Genomic DNA, 21,684 nt, shown 5'->3' with positions numbered 1-21,684 from the left:
TACCGGGGACACTTCCCGCGTCGCTGGCCCGGCCGCGCCAATCGGCGACCCCGGCGGGTCAATTCGGATGCGCGAGCGGCGGCAGCCGCACCTCCAGCGCCACCCCGCGCGGGCGGAGCCGGTGCACGTGCACCGAGCCCCCGTCGGCCGCGACGAGCCGCCGGACGATCCACAGCCCGAGACCGTGCATGCCGGCGCCCGGCTGTGGCCGGCACAGCGCCTCCAGCAGTGCGCCGTCCACCCGCCCCTCGTCCGTCACCAGCAGGTTGAGATTGGGGCCGCGAAGCGCCGCGTAGAGCCCCACCCGGCCGTCCCGGGGCCCGTGCCGTAGCGCGTTCTCCACCAGGTTGGTCAGCACCCGCCGGGTACGCCGCGCCGGCACCGGACACTGCCGCGCCCGCCGGGTGGCCCGGGCCCGCCGACGTTCCACCGGCACCAGGGCCACGGCCTCGCGGAGGACGTCGCCGAGCGGCACGACCGGGTCGGTCGCGGCCGGGAGGGTCAGCGCCCCGGCGCCGGCGGTGGCGTCCCGAAGCAGCGCCTGCAGGTGGGCCGCCTGGTCCCGGGCGAGCCGGGTGATCGCCCGCCGGTCGACCCCGGTTAGTTCCCGCTGCTCGTCGGCGAGCGCCCTGGTCAGCGAGGTCAGGGAGCTGACCGGGGCGCGGAACTCGTGACAGAGCACCCGCAGCAGCAGCTCCGGGTCGGGCGGCGACGAATCGTCAACAGCCCCACCGGCCGGCTCGATCCGTCGGAGACCTCGCAACAACCCCGGCAACCCGTACCGTCCCCGCATCCGCCCAGCTCCCCTCGTACCGGTGCGTACCCGAATGATCGGTACCCGCTGGGGAACGGAGCAGACATGCCGGACAGGCCCACCATTCGGATCGTCGTCGTCGACGACCACCCGCTCTTCGTACGCGGGCTCGAACTTCTGCTGCCCGCCGCGACCGAGAAGCGGGTGGAGGTGGTGGGCTCGACCGGTGACGCCTCGGCGGCCGCCTCGCTGGTGAGCCGCACCCATCCGGACCTGGCCCTGGTCGACCTGCACATGCCACCGCCGGGCGGCGTGCGCGCCGTGGCCGCCATCCGGCGGACCACACCCCGGGTACGGATCGTGGCGATGTCGGGCGGCGACGACCCGGCCCCGGCGCTGGAGGCGCTGCGTGCCGGCGCCGAGGGGTACCTGCCGAAGAGCAGCGAGCCCGAGGAGTTGCTGCCACCACTGCTGGCGATCCTCGACGGCTGGGCGGTGCTTCCGTCGGAGTTGCTGCGTGCGCTGCTACGACCCACCCGGGCCGTCGCGATCGACCTGGACAGCGAGGAGCGCCGCCTGCTGCGGGCCCTCGCCACCGGCCGCAGCACCGTGGAGATCGCCGAGGAGCTGCACGTGTCGGAACGGACCGTGAAGCGGATGATCGCGGCGCTGCTGCGGAAACTGCGGGTCTCCAGCCGGGCCGAGGCCGCCGCTCTCGCCGGCCAGGTGGGCCTGCTGGGCGAATGACGGGTCGGGCCGATTCCAGGGCCTACCGATCGCGGGACCGATTACGCCATCAGGCACACTATTGATGGTGCGAAAACACGACCCGCCGAAATGAAACGACCGTATTCTTGCGGTTTACCGGGATCGTACGTCAAACTTTGCACCACACCCCGCCCCAGACAGGGAGTAATCGGCGATGGCCAGAAAAGTAATCACGGTGCTGACCGACGACCTCGACGGTGGAAAGGCCGACCGGACTGTCGAGTTCAGCCTCGACGGCGTCGCCTACACCATCGACGTCTCGGACGAAAACGCCGGCGTACTGCGTAAGGCACTCGATCCTTACATCACCGCCGGTCGCCGCGTCGGCCGCGGCAACGTGGAGACCCCCCGGAGCGGGCGGCGGGCAGCCCGGATCGGCGGCGCCGGAATGGACCGGGAGCAGAACCGCGCCATCCGGGAATGGGCCGCCAAGAACGGTTACCGGATCTCCGAGCGGGGCCGGATCCCGGTCGAGGTCTCCGAGGCGTACAAGAACCGCTGATCCTGTCCGCGACGGCTGACGATTCGTCGCGGCGGGGCGACAACACGCCATCCGGCCGGCCCGCGCGGGCCGGCCGGATGGCGTTCGGCGGCCTCCGGGCCATCGCGCGGCGACGGCCGGGCCGCCCGGAGCCTCTCGCCCCGGGTGGCCCGGCCACGCCGGTTCGGGCTTCAGCCGACCTGGATGCGTACCGCGTCGAAGGCGGGAGTCTGGTTGGCCCGCTCCATCATCGGCAGCCGGTGCGATCCGTCGCCGGCCCAGACCGCGCACTGCGCGACACCGGACTGCGGCAGGCCGGGGACCTGGATGGTCACCTCGTCCGGCTCCGCGCCACCCCCGCCGTCCTCGGTGGCCACGAAGAAGGCGGGCACCTCCTGCGGCGCCGGCGGAGCGTCGACGCTGCCCAGCATCCGGCAGGCCGTGTGGAAGTGGCCCCGTACCAGCCCCTCCTCGTTGAGCAGGGAACTCTCCACGTAGTAGCCGCCCTGACCGGCGGGGAGGAAGCGGTCCCGGATCAGGTTGCGGGTGCTGACCCGCAACGTGAAGGGCTGGTTGGCACCGATCTCCTCGGGGAAGTCGGTGATCAGCAGCGACGGGTTGTTGGCGGCGGCGCCCACCTCACCGAAGGCGGTGCTGACGCAGCGGTTGCCGTTCTGGAAGCCGTCGTGCGCCTGCAGCCGGCTCTCGTCGCAGTTGTTCGCGAGCACGTCCAGGCCGGAGCCGGGCGCGCCGGTGCTCGGCGCACCGGTGCCGGGTGCGCCCGGGCCGCCGCCGTTGTCGGTCCCACCGTCGTCGCCACCCACCGGCGCGACCTGGCACTCGGCCAGCCGGGCCAGGTTCTGCGGGCGCGGCCCGAACCGGTCGATGGCGGTGGTGATCCGGGCCAGCGTGGCGCGGCGCTGGGTGGCCAACGGCCGCAGGATCGAGTCACGGACGAACTGCTCGCCCCGGTCGCCGTCGGCGGCGAGTCGCCGGTCGGCCTGGGTGATCTGCGCCTGCAACTGGCCGAGGTTGCGCTCCACCTCGGCCCGCGCCCGGCGCGGCACCTCCGGCAGCTCACCGGCGACGTCGGGACAGGCGATCGCGGAGCCGCCGGAGCCGCTGCCGCCGCCGGTCCCCGGCTGGCACTGCTGCCCGTCGCCCCAGTGGTTACGCACCCACCGACCGTCCTGCCAGGTCCGGCTGGTCTCCTCGCGGCCGGCCGGCGGCGTCGCGCCGGCGCTCGGCTGCACGCAGGCCCCCGCTGCCGGCCGGGGCTTGCTGGGCCGCCGGTCCTCGGCCGACGAGATCTGGGTCACGGCGACGATCCCGCCGAAGACCGCGAGCGTACCGACCACGGCCAGCAGACGCCTGCTTCGCGTGTTACCGGACGACCGGCGCGCCCGTGTGGACCTGCGCATCGAATTGCTCTCCTTCGCGATCCGGTGGATCCGTGCCCTCAGCGACCGCCGGAATTGCGCGCACGCCACGACTGCGGCAGCCGTGGCGCGCCGTCATACGTCGACGGTCGACGATGCCATTTCCGTACCGTCCCCCGCCTCCGGTGCCCTGGAGGGGGAGATCTTTCCATTCCCGCTGAGGTACGGAACGCCTGCGGCGAGGGTTCAACGCGCCGCCAGAAAATTGTTCGGGCGACGGCGGGGCGCGGCGGCCCGGACCGGGAGCCGCTGGTCAGGGAGCACGGGCGGCCCAGAAAACGTCGGAAGAAGTCAGTCCGCGCAGAGGTGGTCGAACGCGAAACCGTCGACCAGTTCGTCGCGTCGGGCCTGCAACGCGAGGATGTCGGCCCGGAGGGCGTCCCGGGCGACGAGTTGCGGCTCGGCGTCGTCCAGCTCGCGCAGCCGCTCGCCGATCGCGACCGCGGCCAGATCCTCCGCGAGCCACGCCGGGTCGATCCCGCAGGAGAAGCCGTGCTCCCGGACCGTCACCCGCTCCACCAGGCAGCGGCCCGGGCGAACCTCCACCCAGCTCCACCCCTCCGCCGGCCCACCGGCCCACCGCACGTGCAGTCCGCGCACGATGGGGTCGACCAGCCGGCGGGAGACGTACGCCTCCACCGCCGCGGCGCGGGCCAGCGCGCCCAGATCGTTCACGTACCCCGTGCGCCCGTCGGGGAGCCGGCCGAGGATCTCGCGGAAGCCGACCGGCGTGGGCCCCTCCGGGTCGGCGGCGGTCGCCGCGGCGTAGCCGCGCGCGTCGAGGACGTACTCCACCAGGCGACGAGCGTGGTCGGCGGCGCGCAGGGTGGGCGACTCGACGCGCAGCACCGGCAGGCCGGCCGCCGTGGCGACGGTGGCCTTCATCCGCTCGACCCGCTGCGCCGGCGAGCCTCCGGGCGCGGCGGGACGGATCTCCACCGCGGCGCGGATCCGACCGCTCTCCCCGGCGCAGACCACGAGGTCGTACCCCTCGCGGCTGGCCGTGCTCCACTGGTTCCCGGTGATGCCCGGCGGGCGCCCCGGCACCAGCTCGCCGAGGCGGTGCGCGGGGTGCACCTGGTGACCGGCGCGCTGCAGCACCGGGGCCCGCCCGCCCGCCACGGGCAGCGTCCGCAGCAGCCTGCCCTCGTCACTGCCGGTGATCGTCATCCGCCTGATTCCATCCGCCGATCGGTCGACCGACCGAGTCTAGGGGTGGATCATGGGAGCCGCGTCGCCGGTGCGGCCCGGGCCGCACCGACGAACCGACGATGATGAGCCGTGTGATGTGAATCACATAATCGCCACGTTCCGACGCCCGACGAGCGTGTATCCACCTGCACGTCGGTAGCGCGCCGGCCGGGAGGTGCCATGTCACGACCGTGGTTCGGCGTTCTCGCCGCTCTGCTGCTGACAGCCGGCGGGGCGCTGGCCGGCGCGACGGCAGCCGGCCTCGTCCTGCTGGCCGGCCTGGTCGGTTGGCTCGCGGTCCGGATCCTGGGCGGCGACGTCGCGGCGACCGGACTCGGCGACCGGGTCGCGCGGCGGCGCTAGTGCGGTGTCCACGAACGTTGGCGGTGTCGCGGCGAGGTCCAGGCGGCGGTCCGGCAAGGCGGAGTCTGGCCTGGATACCGGTGTTGTATCCAGGCCAGACTCCAACGCGGCCGGTCGTCGTCTGGGCCCGGCGCGGCCCGGTGAACGTTTCTGGACACCGCACTAAAGGCAGGGAGGCACCGATGACCGACCCGACGACCGACCCGGGCCCCACCCGGGTCGCCCCGGACGCCGTCGCGCGGATCAGCGCTCAGGCGGCCCGGCACGCTCCCGGCGTGCACAGCCTGGTCATCGTGCCGGCCCGGCCGTACGGGGTGACGGTCCGCCTGGACGACCGGACGGTGAGCGTCGACGTGGACGTGGTCACCTGGTACGGCCGCAGCGTGCTGACCGTCGCCGACGCCATCCGGGACGCGGTGATCGACCAGGTGACGTCGTCGACCGGGCTGACCGTGCGGGAGGTGACCGTCACGGTGACGGACGTCGTCGTACCGGGCGTCGACGTGCCGGTGCCGACGTGACCGGCCGGACCGCCGCCGGGAGCTGAGATGCGTACCGCCAACCGGCTGGCCACCCTGTTGCTCGCCGTCGTGCTGCTCGTCGGCGGCGTGCTGCTGGCCGTGGCGGCGGGGGCGGCCGCGGCCGGCCGGCCGGCGCTGCTCGTCGACGTCGCGGGGTGGGCCGCCCCGCTCGGGGAGACCCGGTGGGACGACTGGCCGGTGGGGGCGGCGGCGATCGGCGCTCTCCTGCTCGGGCTCGGCCTTCTCGTCGCCGAACTGCGGCGGTGGAGACCGCAACGGCTGGACGTCGGCGACGGCTGGCACCTGCACCGGCGTCGCCTGGAGCGGCGGCTGACCGTGGCCGCCGCCTCGGTGCCGGGCGTACGGCGGGCCCGCGTCCGGATACGGGGACACGGCGCGCAGTGGCGGCCCCGGGTGGTGGTCACCGGCGACCCGGCGAGCCGCGACGAGGTGGAGTTCGCCGTGCGGCAGGAGCTGCACCGGCTGGCCACGCCCCGGCCCGGCCCGATCGAGGTGTGGCTGCCGTCCGGGCGGCGGGCGGCGTGACCCACGCCGCGCACCGGGTGCTCTGGACCGTCGTGGCGCTGCTGCTGGTCGCGCTGGGCGGGGTCGTGCTGGCGCAGAGCCTCGGATGGCTCCCCGGCGGGGATCCGTCCGGCGTGCTGCTCGGCACGGGACTGCGCCGCTCCTGGCAGCTCGCCACCCCGTGGGCCCCGCTGGCCGCGGCCGCCGCCGGGCTGCTCGCCGCCACGAGCGGTCTCTGGCTGTTGCTGCGGGAGCTGGGCGGGGTCGGCGTGGGGCGGCGCGGCACCCTCGTCCACCCCGGCCGGCGGGGCCGGACCCGGTTGGCCGCCGGGGCGCTCACCCGCGCGCTGGAACGCGACCTCACCGGCGATCCGCGGATCCGGCGGGCACGGGTGGTGCTCACCGGCGACCCGCACCGGCCCGACCTGTGGCTCCGCGTGGAGATCGTGGCCGGTGCGCGCACCGTCGGCCTGCGCGAACACGTCAACGTCGCGCTCCGCCGCTACGTCGACACCGCCGACTGTCGCCCCGCCCACCTCGACGTGACCGCGCTGGTCGACGCGGGCCAGGCATGATCTACCCACCGGCGCCCGTCCGGGCGCGCAGAGCTGGGGGTCGAGTGTGCGGGTCGTGTCTCTCGTACCGTCGCTGACCGAGGCGGTGGCGGTCACCCTGCCCGGCGTACTCGTCGGCGCCACCGACTGGTGCGGCCACCCGGCCGGGCTGGACGTGCCGCGGGTGGGCGGCAGCAAGTACCCGGACCTGGAGCGGGTGCTTGCGCTACGCCCGGATCTCGTGCTGCTCAACGTCGAGGAGAACCGCCGCGAGGACGCCGACGCGCTGGTCGCGGCAGGGGTGCCGGTGCGGGTCACCTACCCGCGTACCGTCCCCGAGGCGCTCACCGAACTGGCCGACCTGCTCACCGCGCTCGGCGCGACGCGGGAGCCGGCGTGGCTCGACGCCGCCCGCCGCGCCTGGGCCGAGCCGCCACGGTTGTCGCCGGCCCGCCGAGCCGTGGTACCGGTCTGGCGGCGCCCCTGGGTGGTCCTCGGGTCCGGCACCTTCGCCGGCGACGTGTTGCGCCGGCTCGGCGTGCTGAACTCCTACGAGGGGCACCCCGAGCGCTACCCCCGCCCGCCCCTCGCCGAGCTGCGCGACGTCGGCGCGGAGCTCGTGGTGCTCCCCGACGAGCCGTACCGTTTCACCGCCGACGACGGCCCGGAGGCCTTCCCCGGCACACCGTGCGCCCTGCTCTGCGGCCGACACCTGACCTGGTACGGACCGTCGCTGGCCGAGGCGCCCGCACTGCTCGCGGCGCAGCTCGACCGCCCGGTCTCCGCCCCGGCCTGAGCCGGGCCCACCACCCGCCCGACCCCGACTCGGCCCGCACCGTCCGCGGCGGGCACCCGGCCGGATCGCCGTCAGGGCTTGCCGCCCTCGCCCCGGCCGCCCGCCGCGCGGCTGCGACCCCGTCGGGCGGAGAACGCGCTCCAGCCGATCGACACGGAGAGGGTCACCACCACCACCGTGAAGGTGAGCCAGATCGGCAGCTTCCCCACCGGCGTCTCCGCCAGGATCAACTTCAGCCCGGCGAAGGCCAGCAGGACGGCCAGCCCGTACCGGAGGTAGCCGAAGTGCCGCAGCAGCCCGGCGAGGCAGAAGTAGAGGCTGCGCAGCCCCAGTACGGCGAAGGCGTTGGCCGTCCAGACGAGGAACGTGTTGGTGGTGATCGCCAGGATCGCCGCCACCGAGTCGATGGCGAAGACCACGTCGGTGGCCTCGATCGCGACCAGTGACACCAGCAGCAGGGTCGCCCGCCGCCGCCCGCCGGCCCGTACGGTGAACCGGTCGCCGTGGTAACCGGCCTCGGTCGGGACCAGGCGGCGGAAGAGCCGGACCACCCGGTTGCGCTCCGGGTCGACGTCGGGTTCGCCGCGTACGGCCAGCCGCCAGCCGGTCCAGATCAGGAACGCGCCGAGCACCACCCCGGCCCAGGCGAGCCGCTGCAGCAGCTCGGCGCCGGCGATGATGAAGGCCAACCGGAACACCAACGCCCCGACCACCCCCCAGAACAGCACCTTGTGCTGGTAGGCGGCGGGTACCCGGAAGTAGCCGAAGAGCAGGGCGAAGACGAAGACGTTGTCCACCGACAGCGCCTTCTCCAGCAGGTATCCGGAGTAGTAGGCGACCGCCGGCTCGCCGCCGCGCCAGAACCAGATGACGAGGCCGAAGAGGAGACCGGCTCCGATCCAGACGGCGCTCCAGATCAACGCCTCGCGCAGCTCGATGACGTGGTTGTCCCGGTGCGAGAGCAGGTCGACCGCGAGCATGACCACGATGACCACGGTGACGGCGGCCCAGGCCCAGAGCGGCGCCGGGAACGTCGCGTCGCCCACCGGTGCCCTCCGCATCGACCGCTTCCCACGGTCACTTCCCGCCGCTCGCCGCGCGAGGACGGGGGACCTGAGGCGGGGGCGCCTCCGAGCCTAGGCCAGCGTCGCGGGCGGCGGGACCGCTCCGCCAGGTTCGGTCCGCGAAGGTCGCCTCGGCGGGCTGCCGCACATCGGCCTGCCACGATCCGGCAGGATCGGTGCTGACCGGGCCACATCACCCAACACGGCAGGAGTTTTACCGATGAACCAGCCAGGTGCCCGCTCGGGCAAGCCCGACGTGACCCCGATCGAGGGCGCGCCCCCCGCCGACCTCGTGGTCGAGGACCTCACGGTCGGCGACGGTCCGGAGGCCCAGCCGGGCCAGCTGGCCACCGTGCACTACGTCGGCGTCGGACACTCGACCGGACGCGAGTTCGACGCCTCCTGGAACCGGGGTGAGCCCTTCGAGTTCCCGCTCGGCGGCGGACAGGTGATCGCCGGCTGGGACCAGGGCGTGGTCGGCATGCGTGTCGGCGGCCGCCGCCGGCTGGTCATCCCGCCGCACCTGGGCTACGGGGACCGGGGCGCCGCCGGCGCCATCCGTCCGGGCGAGACCCTGATCTTCGTGGTGGACCTGCTCGGCGTGCGCTGAGCACTCGCGGGGCCGCCGACGGAGCGTCAGCGGCCCCGCGACCCCACCGCCGATCGCCCGGTCGCCCGGTCGCCGATCGCCCGGTCGCCGGTCGCCGGTCGCCGGTCGCCGGTCGATGATCCGCCGCTCGGCGGCCCGCGCTCTCAACGTCGGGTGAGCACCACGTCGCCCGGCCGGGGGTGGGCGGTCAGGCCGCCACCAGCACCGGCTGCGCGGCCGGCGCGGGCGGCACGTGTCGCATCGTCGGCGCCGGTGGCGCGAGCGGCGACGGCGCGGACGAGGTCGGCGACGGCAGCGGGGACGGAGACGGCCGCACGGGTGCCGGCGGCTCCGCCACCGGCCGGGACGCCTCGACGACCGGGACGACCCGGTGCAGCCCGGTGACCCGCAGCACCCGGGCCACCACCGGCGCCGGATCGACCAGCACCAGCTCGCCGCCCTGCGCGCGCACCCGCAGGTGCGCGGCGGCCAGCGCCCGCACCCCGGCGGCGGAGAGCAGCCGGACGCCGGAGAGGTCGACCCGCAGCACCGACCGCGACGGCGCGGCCCAGAGCGCCGAGCGGAGCACCCCCACCGTGGCGATGTCGATCTCGCCGACCGCGCGCACGTCCACGCTCTCGTCGCGCACGCTCACGTGCACGCGGAAACGCTCGCTGACCTGCTCTCCCATGCCGTCCAATCTAGTCTCGACCACCGACACTTCCGCCCCTGCGCAGGAGTGATTCCGGGTACGCCCAGGGTCGTACCCCGACCCGACCCTGATCCCTCTCAGGGCCGAAGCCCGGGCCGCGGCCGACCCGCGCGCCGCTCCGGCGCGGGCCGGTGACGGCGCATCCGGACATCGGCGGGTGACAATGGTCGGATGGTCGTCCCCCACCCCCGGCCTCCCCGGCTGATCCGGCCGGTCCGTGAGCCGGCCACCGTCCCGCCGCCACTCACCGGCCCGTGGGCCGCCACCGACCGACGGCTCGACACGGTCGAGCTGCTGCCGCTGCCCGACGGCGCGGCCGGCCCCGAGGACGTGGTCGTCGACCCGGACGGCCGGGTGATCAGCGGCGACGAGGAGGGCCGGCTCTGGTGGTGGCCAGCCGACGCGCCGCCGGGGACCCTGCCGCGGCTGCTGGCCGAGACCGGCGGCCGGCCGCTCGGGATCGAGCTCGACCCGACCGGCGGTGGGCTGGTGGTCTGCGACGCCTACCGGGGGCTGCTCCGGGTCACCCCGAACGGCGCGGTGCACGAGCTGACCGGGACGGCACCCCCGGTGCACCTGGCCAACAACGCCGCAGTGGCGCGGGACGGCACCATCTACTTCACCGACAGCTCGGACCGCTTTCCCGTCTCGCACTGGAAGCGGGACCTGCTGGAGCACCGGCCCAACGGTCGGGTGCTCGCGTACCGGCCCGGCGACCGACGCGCCGAGGTGGTGGCGGAGGGCCTCTACTTCCCGAACGGGGTCGCGCTGACCCCGGACGAGTCGGCCCTGATGCTGGTGGAGACGACCACGCACCGGCTGCTCCGCGTCGACCTGCCCGGCGGCGCGGTCCGCGTCCTGGCCGACCTGCCCGCGTATCCGGACAATCTCTCGGCCGTGGGCGACGGCACCTACTGGATCGCGCTGCCCAGCCCGCGGGTGGCGGTGGCCGAGCGGCTGCTGCCGCACCCGAGGCTGCGCCAGCTCGCCGCGTTGCTGCCCGACGCCATGCAGCCGCAGCCGCGCCGCTACGGCCTGGTCGCGCTGGTCGACGGCGAGGGCACCGTTCGCCGCACGCTGCACGGCCCACGCGGCGACTACTGGATGATCACGGGGGTACGTCAGCACGGCGAGCTGCTCTGGCTCGGCAGCCTGATCGGCCCGGGCGTCGCCCGCGTCCGGCTGACCTGACGTCGGCGCTCGGCGCGGCCGGCTGCGGTCCGCCGGCCGGCCGGCGTTTTCGTGATCGACTCGCCTTCCGTGAAGTCGGGGTCTCCGCACGGCGGCGTTTTCGTGATCGACTCGCCTTCCGTGAAGTCGGGGTCTCCGCACGGCGGCGTTTTCGTGATCGACTCGCCTTCCGTGAAGTCGGGGTCTCCGCGCGGCGGGACGCCCCGAGTTCATGGAGTTCGAGACGATCAAGCCCGGACCGGACCGCGGGTCGGGCCGAGAACAGCTCGGCCGACAGGTCGGGCCACCGGGCCGGCGGGACGGGCAGGGTCGGCCCGCGCGACGGCGGGCCGACCCGGGTGCGGTACGGCGGTCAGCCGCCCGTCACCGAGGGGTGCGGGGCCGGCGAACCGCCGGCGACCGCGCCCGGATGCGCCGGCTGGCTCGGCGCGGGGCCCAGCCCGCTCGGCACCGGCAGCGCGCTGCCCTTGACGAACTCGCCCCAGCTGACGTTCCACGCGGTCCAGCCGTTGCCGTTCTGCAGCTCCACCTCGGTGCCCTTGACGGTTACCAGGTCACCGACCTTTGTGTTGTTCATCAGCCAGTCGGCGGCAGCGGCCGAGACGTTGGTGCAGCCGTGCGAGACGTTGGTGCTGCCCTGGTCCCCCTCCGACCACGGAGCACCGTGGATGAACTCGCCGCCCCAGGTGAGCCGCTGGGCGTCCTCCACGTCCACCACGTACGGGTCGGCCGAACCCGTCGTGTCGAACGTGGTGAACTGGTGCTGCTCCATGATCACCATCTTGCCGCTGGACGTCGGCGTGCTCGGCTTGCCGAGGCTGACCGGGATCTTGCGGATCACCTTGCCGTCGCGCAGCACCGACATCTGCTTCGTGGCGTTGTCGATCTCCAGAGAGACCTGCTGACCGATCTTCGACGTCGACCTCCGGTCGTCGTCGCCGACCAGGTCCTTGCCGATCGGCAGCCCTTCCAGGCCGGACCGGACGCTGATCGTCGTGCCCGGCCGCCAGAAATCGGGTGCCCGGTAATAGACCTGACTACCGTCGTCCACCCATGACCAGGCACCCGGCTGCGGCGGGTTCGTCTTTACGAACAACCGGCGCTGGACATCCGCCCTGGCCTCTTTCGGAATGGGCGGGTCGAATGCGACCGTCACCGGCATCGCGGTTCCGTACGTCCGTTTGTCGGCGAAATAGAGGGTGCTGGTCACCGCCGGTTTGGTCGATTTCGGCCTGGTGGTGAAGGTCGTCTTGCGGGTCGTCGTCTTACCGGAGTCGCCGGTCGCGGTCACCTCGGCCGTGTACGTCCGCTTCGGTTGCAGCGTGGTGCTCGGCACCCAGGCGGAGCCGTCCTCGCGGGGCTCGGCCTTGATCTCCTTACCCTTGTCGTCGGTGATCCGGACCCCGGTCACCCGGCCGCCCGCCACCTGGGTGCCGACCTCGGCGCTGATCGGCACGTCCTTCGCCCGGTCGCCGGGCGTCACGGTGAGCTCCGGCGCCGCGGCGCGTTTGCCGCCCTGCCGGTCGTCGTTCTTCGAATCCGCGGTGCAGCCGACCAGGATCAGTGGAGCGGCCGCGACGGCCACCCCCAACAGCGTCAAACGCCGCCTCAGCCTCATGATGCGTCCCCCCGTTTTCCGCTTCCGTAGGCACATTCTCTCCACCCCGATACGACTACCCCCGCAATTCACGAAATAAGGTCACGACAATTACCTGTCGCATTTCGCCACGCTGCGCCGAAAGCGACGGATCGTCGGCGGCGGTCGGCATCGGGCGGGACGGGCGGGTACGGTCGCCCGGCGCGCCGACACGGCCGGGCCGTCCCGTCCGCGCCGGCCCGGCCCGATTCAACCGCCCCACCCGAGTGAGCCGGGGGTCGGCGGAGCCCGTCGACTTCAGGAATCCCGCGCCGATCACCCGTCGCGGGGCCCCGGGATGGCGGCGATCCGGCCGATCGAGAACCGAGGGACGCGAGCCTCGGGCAACTTTTGTCGGCCCCAGCGAAAGTTCGGCGCCCCAGACAGAACCTTTGCCTTCGACCGTCGGCAAGGGTACGGTGACGGGCCAGATAGATAGTTGCCCATAGGTCGATCCGCTGCCCGCCCCGCCGACAGTGGCGCGCCCCGCGTGGGCTCGTCTCCATCCGTACGCCGACCGCCACGTCCGCCGGACCCGCTCCGGCCGGTCCGGCGTGCCTGGAGACGGCGGCCGGTCGACCCACAACCGCCGGATGAGCGGCGTCCGGCAGGGAGGGACACCACCATGGAGCAGAGCAAACAGCCGGCGGAGCCGCCGGGGTCCGCCGAACCGGTCAGCCGACGCGGGCTGCTCCGCGCGGCGACCGTCTCCGCCGCCGCGGTCGGTACGGCCGGCCTCCTCGGCGCCTCCGCGGCGTCGGCCTCCGGCGGCTCGGGCCACGGCGGCGGCCGGCGCCGGGTGCCGGTCGACCGAATCAGCATCCAGCTCTACACCCTGCGCGACCAGTTGGCTGCCGACCTGCCCGGCACGCTCACCGCGCTGCGCCGGATCGGATACCGGCGGGTCGAGCACGCCGGCTTCGTCGGCCGCACGGCCGCCCAGTTCCGCGCCGCCCTCGACGAGGCCGGCCTGCGCGCGACCTCGGGTCACACCGGCATCCCGCAGCCCTTCGACGCCGACACCTGGGAACGCGCCCTGGACGAGGCGAACACGGTCGGCTGCCGGAAGATCGTGCACCCGTGGTTCGGACTGGACTCCGCGGGGCAGCCGATCCGCGACCCGCAGGTCTACCGGGCGCTCGCGCGTGACCTCAACCGCGCCGGCCGCCTGGCCGAGCGCGCCGGCCTGGAGTTCGGCTACCACAACCACCAACTCGAGTTCGTCCCGCTGACCGGCGGTGGAACCGGCTTCGCCATCCTCACCGGCGAGACCGACCCGCGGCTGGTCCACTTCGAACTGGACCTCTTCTGGGCGTGGCGCGGCGCGCAGGACCCCATCGACCTGATCCGCGCCCACCGGGGCCGGATCCGCCAGGTCCACGTCAAGGACATGGACACCGAGGCGAGCTTCGCCGACCTCGGCGACGGCCTCATCGACTTCGGCCGGATCTTCGCGCACGAGCGGGAGGCCGGTATCGAGGAGTACATCGTGGAGCGCGACGACGCCGGCACTCCGCCGCGCGCGCCCGCCGACGCGCTGGAGACCGCCCGCGTCGGCTTCGACTACCTCGCGTCTCTCCGTTACTGACCACGACCCCCGGGGGAACCACCGTGAAGAGAAGGATCGCCATCCTGTCCGCGCTGGCGCTGGTCACCGCCGGCCTGGGCGCGCCGGCCGCGTCGTCGGCCGCCGCGCCCGCACCCGCCGCACCGCCGGACTCCAGCTTCCAGAAGGTCACGCTCAACGACTTCCCGGGCGAGCCGGTGAGTCTCGCCGTCCTGCCCGACCTGCGGGTGCTGCACACCGCGCGCACCGGCGAGGTCCGCATCCACGACCCGCGTACCGGCCTGAACACCCTCGCCGCCGACGTCCCCGTCTACGAGCACGACGAGGAGGGCCTGCAGGGCATCGCCATCGACCCGGACTTCGCCAGCAACAAGTGGGTCTACCTCTACTACTCCCCTCCCGGTGACACCCCTGCCGACGACCCGAGCACGCCGGACGTCAACGAGGGTGACGCGCCCTTCGTCGGCACCGAGGCGGACTGGCAGCGGTTCCGCGGCGCGCTGCGGCTGTCCCGGTTCAAGCTCGAGGGGATGAAGCTCAACCTCGCCACCGAGCAGAAGATCATCGACGTGCCCGTCGACCGGGGCATCTGCTGCCACGTCGGCGGCCAGATCGAGTTCGACAGCAAGGGCAACCTCTACCTCTCCACCGGTGACGACACCAACCCGTTCTTCTCCGACGGCTACACGCCGATCGACGAGCGGGCCGACCGGAACCCCGCGTTCGACGCGCAGCGCACCTCGGGCAACACGAACGACCTGCGGGGCAAGCTGCTGCGGATCAAGGTAAAGCCGGGCGGCGGCTACACGGTGCCGGCGGGCAACCTGTTCAAGCCGGGCACCGCGAAGACCCGTCCCGAGATCTACGCGATGGGGCTGCGCAACCCGTTCCGGTTCGCCGTCGACCGCCGTACCGACGACGTCTACCTGGCCGACTACTCCCCCGACGCCGGGTCGTCGAACCCGGACCGCGGGCCGGCCGGACACGGCCGCTGGATGGTCGTCGACAAGCCGGCCAACTACGGCTGGCCGTACTGCGCCACCCCGGACCTGCCGTACCGCGACTTCGACTTCGCGACCAACACCCCGGGCAGGAAGTTCGACTGCGACCGGCTCGTCAACGACTCGCCGCACAACACCGGGCAGCGCCGGCTGCCGCCGGTGGAGGCCCCGCAGGTCTGGTACCCGTCCGCCGCCTCCGGCGAGTTCCCGCAGCTCGGCACCGGCGGCATCGGCCCGATGGGCGGCCCGGCGTACGACTACGACGGGCGGAACACGTCGCGGACCCGCTGGCCCGCCTACTACGACGGCGTGCCGCTGTTCTACGAGTGGACCCGGGACTACATCAAGGAGTTCCGCCTCGACGACCGGGGCGAGGTACGCGACATCCGTCCGGTGGCCCCGTCCTTGGTCGTCGACAACCCGATGGACCTGGAGTTCGGCCCGGACGGGGCGCTCTACGTGCTGGAGTACGGCGACGGGTACTTCGCCGAGAACCCGGACGCGCAGCTCTCCCGGATCGACTTCGTCCGGGGCAACCGCACGCCGATCCCGCAGATCAGCGCCGACCCGACCGTCGGGCAGGCGCCGCTGACGGTGCGCTTCTCCAGCGCGGGCACCGTCGACCCGGACGGCGACCGGCTGCGCTACGCCTGGGACTTCAACGCCGACGGCTCGGTCGACTCCACCGACCCGAACCCGACCTGGACCTACCAGGCGAACGGCCAGTACAACCCGACGGTGAAGGTCACCGACAGCACCGGGCGTTCGGCCGCGGCCACGCTGCCGCTGCTGGTGGGGCCGCGGGCACCGATCGTCGAGTTCGTGACCCCGACCGAGGGGCAGCCCTTCGAGTTCGGCCAGACCGTCAGCTTCGAGGTGCGGGTGACCGACGACCTGCCGGTCGACTGCTCGCGGGTGCAGGTGACGTACATCCTCGGCCACGACGAGCACGGGCACCCGCTCTCGACCGCGACCGGCTGCACCGGCAGCATCACCACCTTCCTCGACCCCGGTCACGGCGGCGCCGACAACCTGCGGGCGGTCTTCGTCGCCGAGTACACCGACGCGCCCACCGACCCGGGTGTGCCGCCGCAGACGGGCAGCGCCGAGGTGGTGCTCACCCCGGGCGGTAGCGCCCGCTGATCCGCAGGTGGTGGCCCGGCACACCGGGCCACCACCGCGCAGCCCGGCGGCACGGCCACCACGACCGAAGGGCCGGCACCGCGAGGTGCCGGCCCTTCCGCGCGTACCTCAGACGGCCGCGATCAGCAGCGCGGGCTGCTCCACGCAGTCGGCGACGTGCCGCAGGAAGCCGCCCGCGACCCCGCCGTCGCAGACCCGGTGGTCGAAGGTGAGGCTGAGCTGCACGACCTTGCGGACCGCGAGCTCTCCGTCGACCACCCACGGCTTGTCCACGATCCGCCCCACCCCGAGCAGCGCCGCCTCCGGGTGGTTGATGATCGGCGTCGAGCCGTCCACACCGAACACCCCGTAGTTGTTCAAGGTGAAGGTGCCACCGGTGAGCCGCGCCGGCGCCAGCGTGCCCGCCCGTGCCGCGGCCGTCGTCTCGGCCAGCTCGACGGCGAGCTCCGCGGTGGTCAGCCGCTGGGCGTCGCGTACCACCGGGACGACGAGGCCCCGATCGGTCTGCGCGGCGATACCCATGTGCACGCCCGCGGACTGGAGGATCCGCTGCCCCTCGGTGTCCACCCGGGCGTTCAGCTGCGGATAGCGGCGCAGACCGGAGAGGCAGATCCGGGCCAGCAGGGCGAGGACGCTGACCGGCTGCTCCGGACGGGCGGCGTTGATCGCGGCGCGCGTCTCCAGCAGGGCGGTGGCGTCCGCGTCGACCCAGATCGTCACCTCGGGGATCTCCCGCCGGCTGCGGGAGAGCTTGTCGGCGATCGCCTTGCGGATGCCCGTCAGCGGAATGACCAGGTCCTCGCCGTCGCCACCCGCCGACGGCTGCGGCACCGCGCGCGGTGCGGCAGCGACCGCCGTACGGGCGGCCTCCACGTCGGCGCGGCGGACGACTCCCCCGCGGCCGCTGCCGGTCAGGGTGGCGAGGTCGATCCCGTGCTCGCGGGCCAGCCGCCGGACGATCGGCGAGATGACCAGCGGCGCGACGTCGCCCGTGGACCCGACCGCGGCCGCTGGACGCGGGGCCGCGACGGCGACCGGTTCCGGGGCCACGACGGCGGCCGGCTCCGGCGCGACCGCGAGCCGTGACCTGCGGCGGCGACGTCCCGGCCCGTGCCCGGTGCCGTAGCCGACCAGGACGTTGCCCGAGCCGGCCCGCTCCTCCTCGCGGTAGGTGGCGTGGCCGGGAGGCTCGGGGGTGCTGTCGGGCGCGGCCGCCGCGCCGTCCGACGTCGCGATCGTGATCAGCGGCTGGCCGACCGGGCGGGCCTCGCCGGGAGCACCGTGCAGCGCGACCACTCGCCCGGCGTACGGGCAGGGCACGTCGACGACGGCCTTGGCGGTCTCCACCTCGACGACGGTCTGGTCCACCGTCACCGTGTCGCCGACCGCGACCCGCCACTCGACGATCTCCGCCTCACTGAGCCCCTCGCCGAGGTCGGGCAGGAGAAAAACCCGCTCGCTCATGCCGTTGCCTCCCTCCGGTCGGCAGCGGCATGAGGCACCACCGCACTGCGCCCGATGATTCGCTCGCTCCGCTCGCTCATGCCGCCGCCTCGGGGGCGGGGAGCCAGCGCGGGTCCGGCTGGTCATCCCACTGCAGGCGGGCGACCGCGTCGAGCACCCGGTCCACGCCGGGCAGGTGGGTGTGCTCCAGCATGGGGGCCGGGTACGGGATGTCCAGGCCGGAGACGCGCAGCACCGGGGCGTGCAGGGCGTGGAAGCAGCGCTCCTGCACCCGGGCGGCGATCTCGGCGCCGACACCCGCGAAGCCCTGGGCCTCCTGGATCACCACGCACCGGCCGGTACGGCGCACCGAGGCGGTCACCGTCTCGTCGTCGAACGGGACGATGGTGCGTACGTCGACCACCTCGAGATCCCAGCCCTCCTCGCGGGCGGCCTCGGCGGCCTCCAGCGCGACCGGCACCGACGGCCCGTACGCGATCAGCGTGGCGTCCCGGCCGGGGCGGCGCACGACGGCGCGGCCGAACGGCGCGGTACGCGTCGGCAGCTCGGCCTCGCCGCTGGCGAAGTAGAGCTTCTTCGGCTCCATGAAGACGACCGGGTCGGGGTCGTCGATCGCCTCGCGGAGCAGCGAGTACGCGTCGTCGACGGTGGCCGGGGTGACCACCTTGAGCCCCGGGGTGTGCGCGTAGTACGCCTCGCTGGAGTCGCTGTGGTGCTCGACGCCGCCGATCCCACCCGCGTACGGCACCCGGATCACGATCGGCACGCTGAGCGCGCCCCGGGTGCGGTTGCGCAGCTTCGCCACGTGCGAGGCGATCTGCTCGAAGGCCGGGTACGCGAAGGCGTCGAACTGCATCTCGACCACCGGCCGCAGCCCCGACATGGCCAGGCCGACCGCGAAGCCGACGATGCCGGCCTCGGCGAGCGGGGTGTCGAAGCAGCGCTTGTCGCCGAACCGGGCCTGGAGACCGTCGGTGATCCGGAAGACGCCGCCCAGCTGGCCGACGTCCTCACCGAAGACGAGCACCCGCTCGTCGTCGGCCATCGCGTCGGCGAGCGCGGCGTTGAGCGCCTTCGCCATGGTGGTGGCCATCAGGCGTCCCCCTCCTGCTCGGCCGCCGCCAGCTCGGCGCGGACCTGCTCGCGCTGCTCGATCAGCTGCGGCGTGGGCTGCGCGTACACGTGGTCGAAGAGGCTCAGCGGGTCGACGGTGGGCTGCGCGTTCATCCGCTCGCGCACGTCGGCCGCGTAGGCCTCGGCCTCGGCGGCCACGGCGGCGACCCCGTCGTCGTCCAGCTCGCCCCGGTCGCGCAGGTACTTCTCCAGCCGCGCGATCGGGTCCCGGTCCCGCCACGCGTCGACCTCCGCGCCGTCGCGGTAGCGGTTGGCGTCGTCGGCGTTGGTGTGCGGCTCCATCCGGTAGGTGTGCGCCTCGACCAGGAACGGCCCGTTGCCGGCGCGGGCGTGCTCCACCGCGCGGGTGAGCACGGCGAGCACGGCGACCGGGTCGTTGCCGTCGACCTGCTCGCTCGGCACGCCGTAGCCGGCCCCCTTGTACGCGAGGCTCGGCGCGGCGGTCTGCCGGGACAGCGGGACGCTGATCGCGTACTGGTTGTTCTGCACGAAGTAGACCACCGGCGCCTTGAAGACGGCGGCGAAGTTGATCCCCTCGTGGAAGTCGCCCTCGCTGGTGGCGCCGTCGCCGATGAAGGCCAGCGCCACGGTGTCGCGCCCCTGGTGCGCCTCGCCGTAGGCGAGACCGGCGGCGTGCACGCACTGGGTGGCGAGCGGGGTGCACTGCGGCGCGGTGAACCGGGCGGCCGGGTCGTAACCGCAGTGCCAGTCGCCGCGCAGCAGCGTCAGCACCTCGACGGGGTCGAGCCCGCGCGAGACGAGCGCCATCGACTCCCGGTAGGTCGGGAAGACCCAGTCGGTGTCGCGTACGGCGAGCACCGCCCCCACCTGGCAGGCCTCCTGGCCGCGGGAGGACGGGTAGACCGCGAGCCGGCCCTGCTTGGTGAGCGCGGTGGCCTGGGTGTCGAAGCGGCGACCGATGACCATCCGACGGTAGAGCTCCCGCAGGAGGTCGCCGGGGGGCTCGGGGTAGTCGGTGCGGGCGGGCAGCGGCGCGCCGCTCGGGTCGAGCAGGCTCACCGGCTGCGCGCCGGGCAGCAGCGGACGGGCGGGGTCGGCCGGGGTGGCCGGCCGACGGCGGTTGCGCGGGGATGCCCTGCGGACCGCCTGGGGTGTGGTCGTCACGGCGGGGACCTCCTGGGACGTGTGGTGGCCCTATGCTCCAGCCTTGCGGATGTTTTGCTCAAGATCCACCATGAACGTGAGACAAACGGCACGCGAGAGGAGTCCCGGTGAGCCAGACGACCGGTCCCGAAGCAACGCCGACCGCTGCCACGGGACGTTCGTCCCGTCCGCTGGACGAGGTGGACCGCCGGATCCTGGACGAACTGGTCCGTGACGGGCGCACCTCGGTGCGTACGCTCGCCGAACGGATCCACATCTCCCGAACCAACGCGTACGCCCGGGTGGAACGCCTGCTGCGCGACGGTGTGATCACCGGGTTCCGGGCGCAGGTCGCGCCGGAGGCCTCGGGGCTGGGCACCTCGGCGTACGTGGCGCTCACCATCGAGCAGAACACCTGGCGCGAGGTCTCCGCGGAGCTGGCGCAGGTGCGCTACATCGAGCACGCGGCACTGCTCGGCGGCGACCACGACGTCCTGGCGCTGGTGCGGGCGCCGGACAACGCGGCGCTGCGCGACGTGGTGCTGGGCCGGATCCAGAGCATCCCCGGGGTGCTCTCCACCCGGACCTGGCTGGTCTTCGAGGAGTTCGACGGGGTCACCAGCCCCTGGGCGTAGGCCGAGCGGGGACCCGGCCGCGCCGCCGGTCAGCGCTCCGGCGGGGCCTCCAGCCCCTCCCGGTCGGCCAGCTCCAGCAGCGGCTCCAGGGAGAAGCGCCGATCGTCCAGGCCGGCGTGCGGATCGCCCCGCTCGGCGAACCGGGCCGGCACGGTGACCACGTCGAAGTCCTCCGGCCGGACGTCGTCCAGCTCCGCCCAGTGAAGCGGCGCGGAGACCAGTGCCCGGGCGGTGGGCCGGATGGAGTACGCCGAGGCCATCGTGTGGTCGCGGGACATCTGGTTGTAGTCGACGAAGACCGGACGGTCCCGCTGCTCCCGCCACCAGGTGGTGGTGACCAGGTCGGGCCGGCGACGCTGCAGCTCCCGGCCGAGCGCGAGCACCGCCCGCCGGCAGTCGCCGAAGCTCCACCGCGGCTCGATCGACAGGTAGATGTGCAGCCCCCGGCCACCGGTGGTCTTCGGGTAACCGGTGAGCCCCAGCTCGGCGAGGAACGCCCGCACCTCGTGGGCCACCGGCACGACCTGGGCGAAGTCGACCCCGGGCATCGGGTCGAGGTCGATCCGGAGCTGGTCGGGACGCTCCACGTCCGCCGCGGAGACCGGCCACGGATGGAAGCGCAGGGTGCCGAGGTTGGCCGCCCAGATCACGACGGCCAGCTCGCTGGGCGCGACCTCGTCGGCGGTCCGCCCGCTCGGGAAGGTGATGTGCGCGGTGCGTACCCAGTCGGGGGCGCCGGCGGGCAGCCGCTTCTGGTAGAACGCGTCGCCGCGGTTGTCCTGCCGGGTGCCGATCTTCGCGCCTTCGAAGACGCCCCGCGGCCAGCGTTCGAGCATGGTCGGCCGGTCGCGCAACGCGCGCAGGATCCCGTCACCTACGGAGAGGAAGTAGCGGACGACGTCGAGCTTGGTCAGCCCACGCTCCGGGAAGTACGGCTTGTCCGGGCTCGAGACGCGGACCACCCGCGCACCGACCTGGATCTCCTCGGCCGTCGTCGCCACGTCCCACACGGTAGCGGTCCGCGGTCCTCGGTGTGGGTACCCGCGCCCACC

21 protein-coding genes and 1 pseudogene are annotated in these 21,684 nt (G+C 73.7%); 12 read left to right on the top strand and 10 right to left on the bottom strand.

Going from position 1 to position 21,684, the window contains the following annotated elements:
- Positions 1-58 precede the first annotated feature (58 nt).
- Positions 59-793, bottom strand: coding sequence for a sensor histidine kinase (locus tag D7147_RS25980; protein WP_147437446.1), 735 nt, complete (start codon positions 791-793; stop codon positions 59-61).
- A 66-nt stretch (positions 794-859) separates the two neighbouring features.
- Between D7147_RS25980 and D7147_RS25975 the strand changes: the two genes are divergently transcribed.
- Positions 860-1,501 (top strand): response regulator, encoded by a 642-nt coding sequence (locus D7147_RS25975; protein ID WP_120682183.1) that lies wholly within the window; start codon positions 860-862, stop codon positions 1,499-1,501.
- A gap of 175 nt (positions 1,502-1,676) precedes the next feature.
- Positions 1,677-2,024: a histone-like nucleoid-structuring protein Lsr2 gene (locus D7147_RS25970; protein ID WP_120682181.1), complete on the top strand. Its 348-nt coding sequence runs from the start codon at positions 1,677-1,679 to the stop codon at positions 2,022-2,024.
- 170 nt (positions 2,025-2,194) lie between these two features.
- On the opposite strand, the gene D7147_RS25965 is transcribed toward D7147_RS25970, so the two are convergent.
- Both D7147_RS25965 and D7147_RS25960 read right to left on the bottom strand, forming a co-directional pair.
- A complete protein-coding gene (locus tag D7147_RS25965) occupies positions 2,195-3,424 on the bottom strand; it encodes a hypothetical protein (RefSeq protein WP_120682179.1) in 1,230 nt (409 codons plus the stop codon).
- A gap of 309 nt (positions 3,425-3,733) precedes the next feature.
- Entirely contained in the window at positions 3,734-4,612 is an 879-nt protein-coding gene (locus D7147_RS25960; RefSeq protein WP_120682177.1) for a PDDEXK family nuclease, read from the bottom strand.
- A 201-nt stretch (positions 4,613-4,813) separates the two neighbouring features.
- Here D7147_RS25960 and D7147_RS25955 point away from each other — a divergent pair, with 201 nt between their 5' ends.
- The 5 genes from D7147_RS25955 (at position 4,814) to D7147_RS25935 (ending at position 7,392) form a co-directional block, all read left to right on the top strand.
- On the top strand, positions 4,814-4,996 hold the full coding sequence (locus D7147_RS25955) for a hypothetical protein (RefSeq protein WP_120682175.1): 183 nt from the start codon (positions 4,814-4,816) through the stop codon (positions 4,994-4,996).
- 182 nt (positions 4,997-5,178) lie between these two features.
- The gene (locus D7147_RS25950) at positions 5,179-5,517 is read left to right on the top strand and encodes an Asp23/Gls24 family envelope stress response protein (protein ID WP_120682173.1); all 339 of its coding nucleotides are present in this window, start codon (positions 5,179-5,181) and stop codon (positions 5,515-5,517) included.
- 27 nt (positions 5,518-5,544) lie between these two features.
- On the top strand, positions 5,545-6,063 hold the full coding sequence (locus D7147_RS25945; protein WP_120682171.1) for a DUF6286 domain-containing protein: 519 nt from the start codon (positions 5,545-5,547) through the stop codon (positions 6,061-6,063).
- Positions 6,033-6,617, top strand: coding sequence for a hypothetical protein (locus D7147_RS25940; RefSeq protein WP_120682169.1), 585 nt, complete (start codon positions 6,033-6,035; stop codon positions 6,615-6,617). Before D7147_RS25945 ends, D7147_RS25940 begins: the two co-directional genes overlap by 31 nt.
- Before the next feature lie 46 nt (positions 6,618-6,663).
- Positions 6,664-7,392 (top strand): helical backbone metal receptor, encoded by a 729-nt coding sequence (locus D7147_RS25935; protein ID WP_120682167.1) that lies wholly within the window; start codon positions 6,664-6,666, stop codon positions 7,390-7,392.
- A gap of 71 nt (positions 7,393-7,463) precedes the next feature.
- Here D7147_RS25935 and D7147_RS25930 read toward each other — a convergent pair whose 3' ends face one another.
- Entirely contained in the window at positions 7,464-8,453 is a 990-nt protein-coding gene (locus D7147_RS25930) for a TerC family protein (RefSeq protein ID WP_199734271.1), read from the bottom strand.
- 223 nt (positions 8,454-8,676) lie between these two features.
- On the opposite strand from D7147_RS25930, the gene D7147_RS25925 reads away from it, so the two are divergent.
- Positions 8,677-9,066: an FKBP-type peptidyl-prolyl cis-trans isomerase gene (locus tag D7147_RS25925; RefSeq protein ID WP_120682163.1), complete on the top strand. Its 390-nt coding sequence runs from the start codon at positions 8,677-8,679 to the stop codon at positions 9,064-9,066.
- Positions 9,067-9,394: 328 nt separating this feature from the next.
- Here D7147_RS25925 and D7147_RS25920 read toward each other — a convergent pair.
- A pseudogene (locus D7147_RS25920) lies at positions 9,395-9,736 on the bottom strand (STAS domain-containing protein); the annotation flags it as partial.
- Between the two features lie 192 nt (positions 9,737-9,928).
- Here D7147_RS25920 and D7147_RS25915 point away from each other — a divergent pair.
- On the top strand, positions 9,929-10,948 hold the full coding sequence (locus D7147_RS25915; RefSeq protein ID WP_120682159.1) for an SMP-30/gluconolactonase/LRE family protein: 1,020 nt from the start codon (positions 9,929-9,931) through the stop codon (positions 10,946-10,948).
- Positions 10,949-11,300: 352 nt separating this feature from the next.
- On the opposite strand, the gene D7147_RS25910 is transcribed toward D7147_RS25915, so the two are convergent.
- On the bottom strand, positions 11,301-12,566 hold the full coding sequence (locus tag D7147_RS25910) for a L,D-transpeptidase (protein ID WP_120682157.1): 1,266 nt from the start codon (positions 12,564-12,566) through the stop codon (positions 11,301-11,303).
- Positions 12,567-13,209: 643 nt separating this feature from the next.
- Here D7147_RS25910 and D7147_RS25905 point away from each other — a divergent pair.
- Together D7147_RS25905 and D7147_RS25900 are read left to right on the top strand one after the other, a co-directional pair.
- Positions 13,210-14,172, top strand: coding sequence for a sugar phosphate isomerase/epimerase family protein (locus D7147_RS25905; protein WP_120682155.1), 963 nt, complete (start codon positions 13,210-13,212; stop codon positions 14,170-14,172).
- 23 nt (positions 14,173-14,195) lie between these two features.
- Entirely contained in the window at positions 14,196-16,295 is a 2,100-nt protein-coding gene (locus tag D7147_RS25900; protein WP_120682153.1) for a PQQ-dependent sugar dehydrogenase, read from the top strand.
- Between the two features lie 108 nt (positions 16,296-16,403).
- Here D7147_RS25900 and D7147_RS25895 read toward each other — a convergent pair whose 3' ends face one another.
- From D7147_RS25895 to pdhA, 3 genes are all read right to left on the bottom strand, one after another.
- The gene (locus D7147_RS25895) at positions 16,404-17,759 is read right to left on the bottom strand and encodes a dihydrolipoamide acetyltransferase family protein (protein ID WP_120682151.1); all 1,356 of its coding nucleotides are present in this window, start codon (positions 17,757-17,759) and stop codon (positions 16,404-16,406) included.
- 76 nt (positions 17,760-17,835) lie between these two features.
- Positions 17,836-18,855 (bottom strand): alpha-ketoacid dehydrogenase subunit beta, encoded by a 1,020-nt coding sequence (locus tag D7147_RS25890; RefSeq protein ID WP_199734276.1) that lies wholly within the window; start codon positions 18,853-18,855, stop codon positions 17,836-17,838.
- The gene (gene pdhA / locus D7147_RS25885) at positions 18,852-20,018 is read right to left on the bottom strand and encodes a pyruvate dehydrogenase (acetyl-transferring) E1 component subunit alpha (protein ID WP_120682147.1); all 1,167 of its coding nucleotides are present in this window, start codon (positions 20,016-20,018) and stop codon (positions 18,852-18,854) included. Before pdhA ends, D7147_RS25890 begins: the two co-directional genes overlap by 4 nt.
- A 107-nt stretch (positions 20,019-20,125) precedes the next feature.
- Here pdhA and D7147_RS25880 point away from each other — a divergent pair, with 107 nt between their 5' ends.
- Positions 20,126-20,632 (top strand): Lrp/AsnC family transcriptional regulator, encoded by a 507-nt coding sequence (locus D7147_RS25880; RefSeq protein ID WP_120682145.1) that lies wholly within the window; start codon positions 20,126-20,128, stop codon positions 20,630-20,632.
- A 29-nt stretch (positions 20,633-20,661) separates the two neighbouring features.
- On the opposite strand, the gene D7147_RS25875 is transcribed toward D7147_RS25880, so the two are convergent.
- Entirely contained in the window at positions 20,662-21,633 is a 972-nt protein-coding gene (locus D7147_RS25875) for a DNA polymerase domain-containing protein (protein ID WP_120682454.1), read from the bottom strand.
- Positions 21,634-21,684 lie beyond the last annotated feature (51 nt).

Origin of the sequence: Micromonospora musae, from assembly GCF_003626545.1 — a bacterium.
Lineage (GTDB): Bacteria > Actinomycetota > Actinomycetes > Mycobacteriales > Micromonosporaceae > Micromonospora > Micromonospora musae.
Note: the sequence above shows the minus strand (reverse complement) of the source record. Positions and strands in the feature narration are given on the sequence as shown.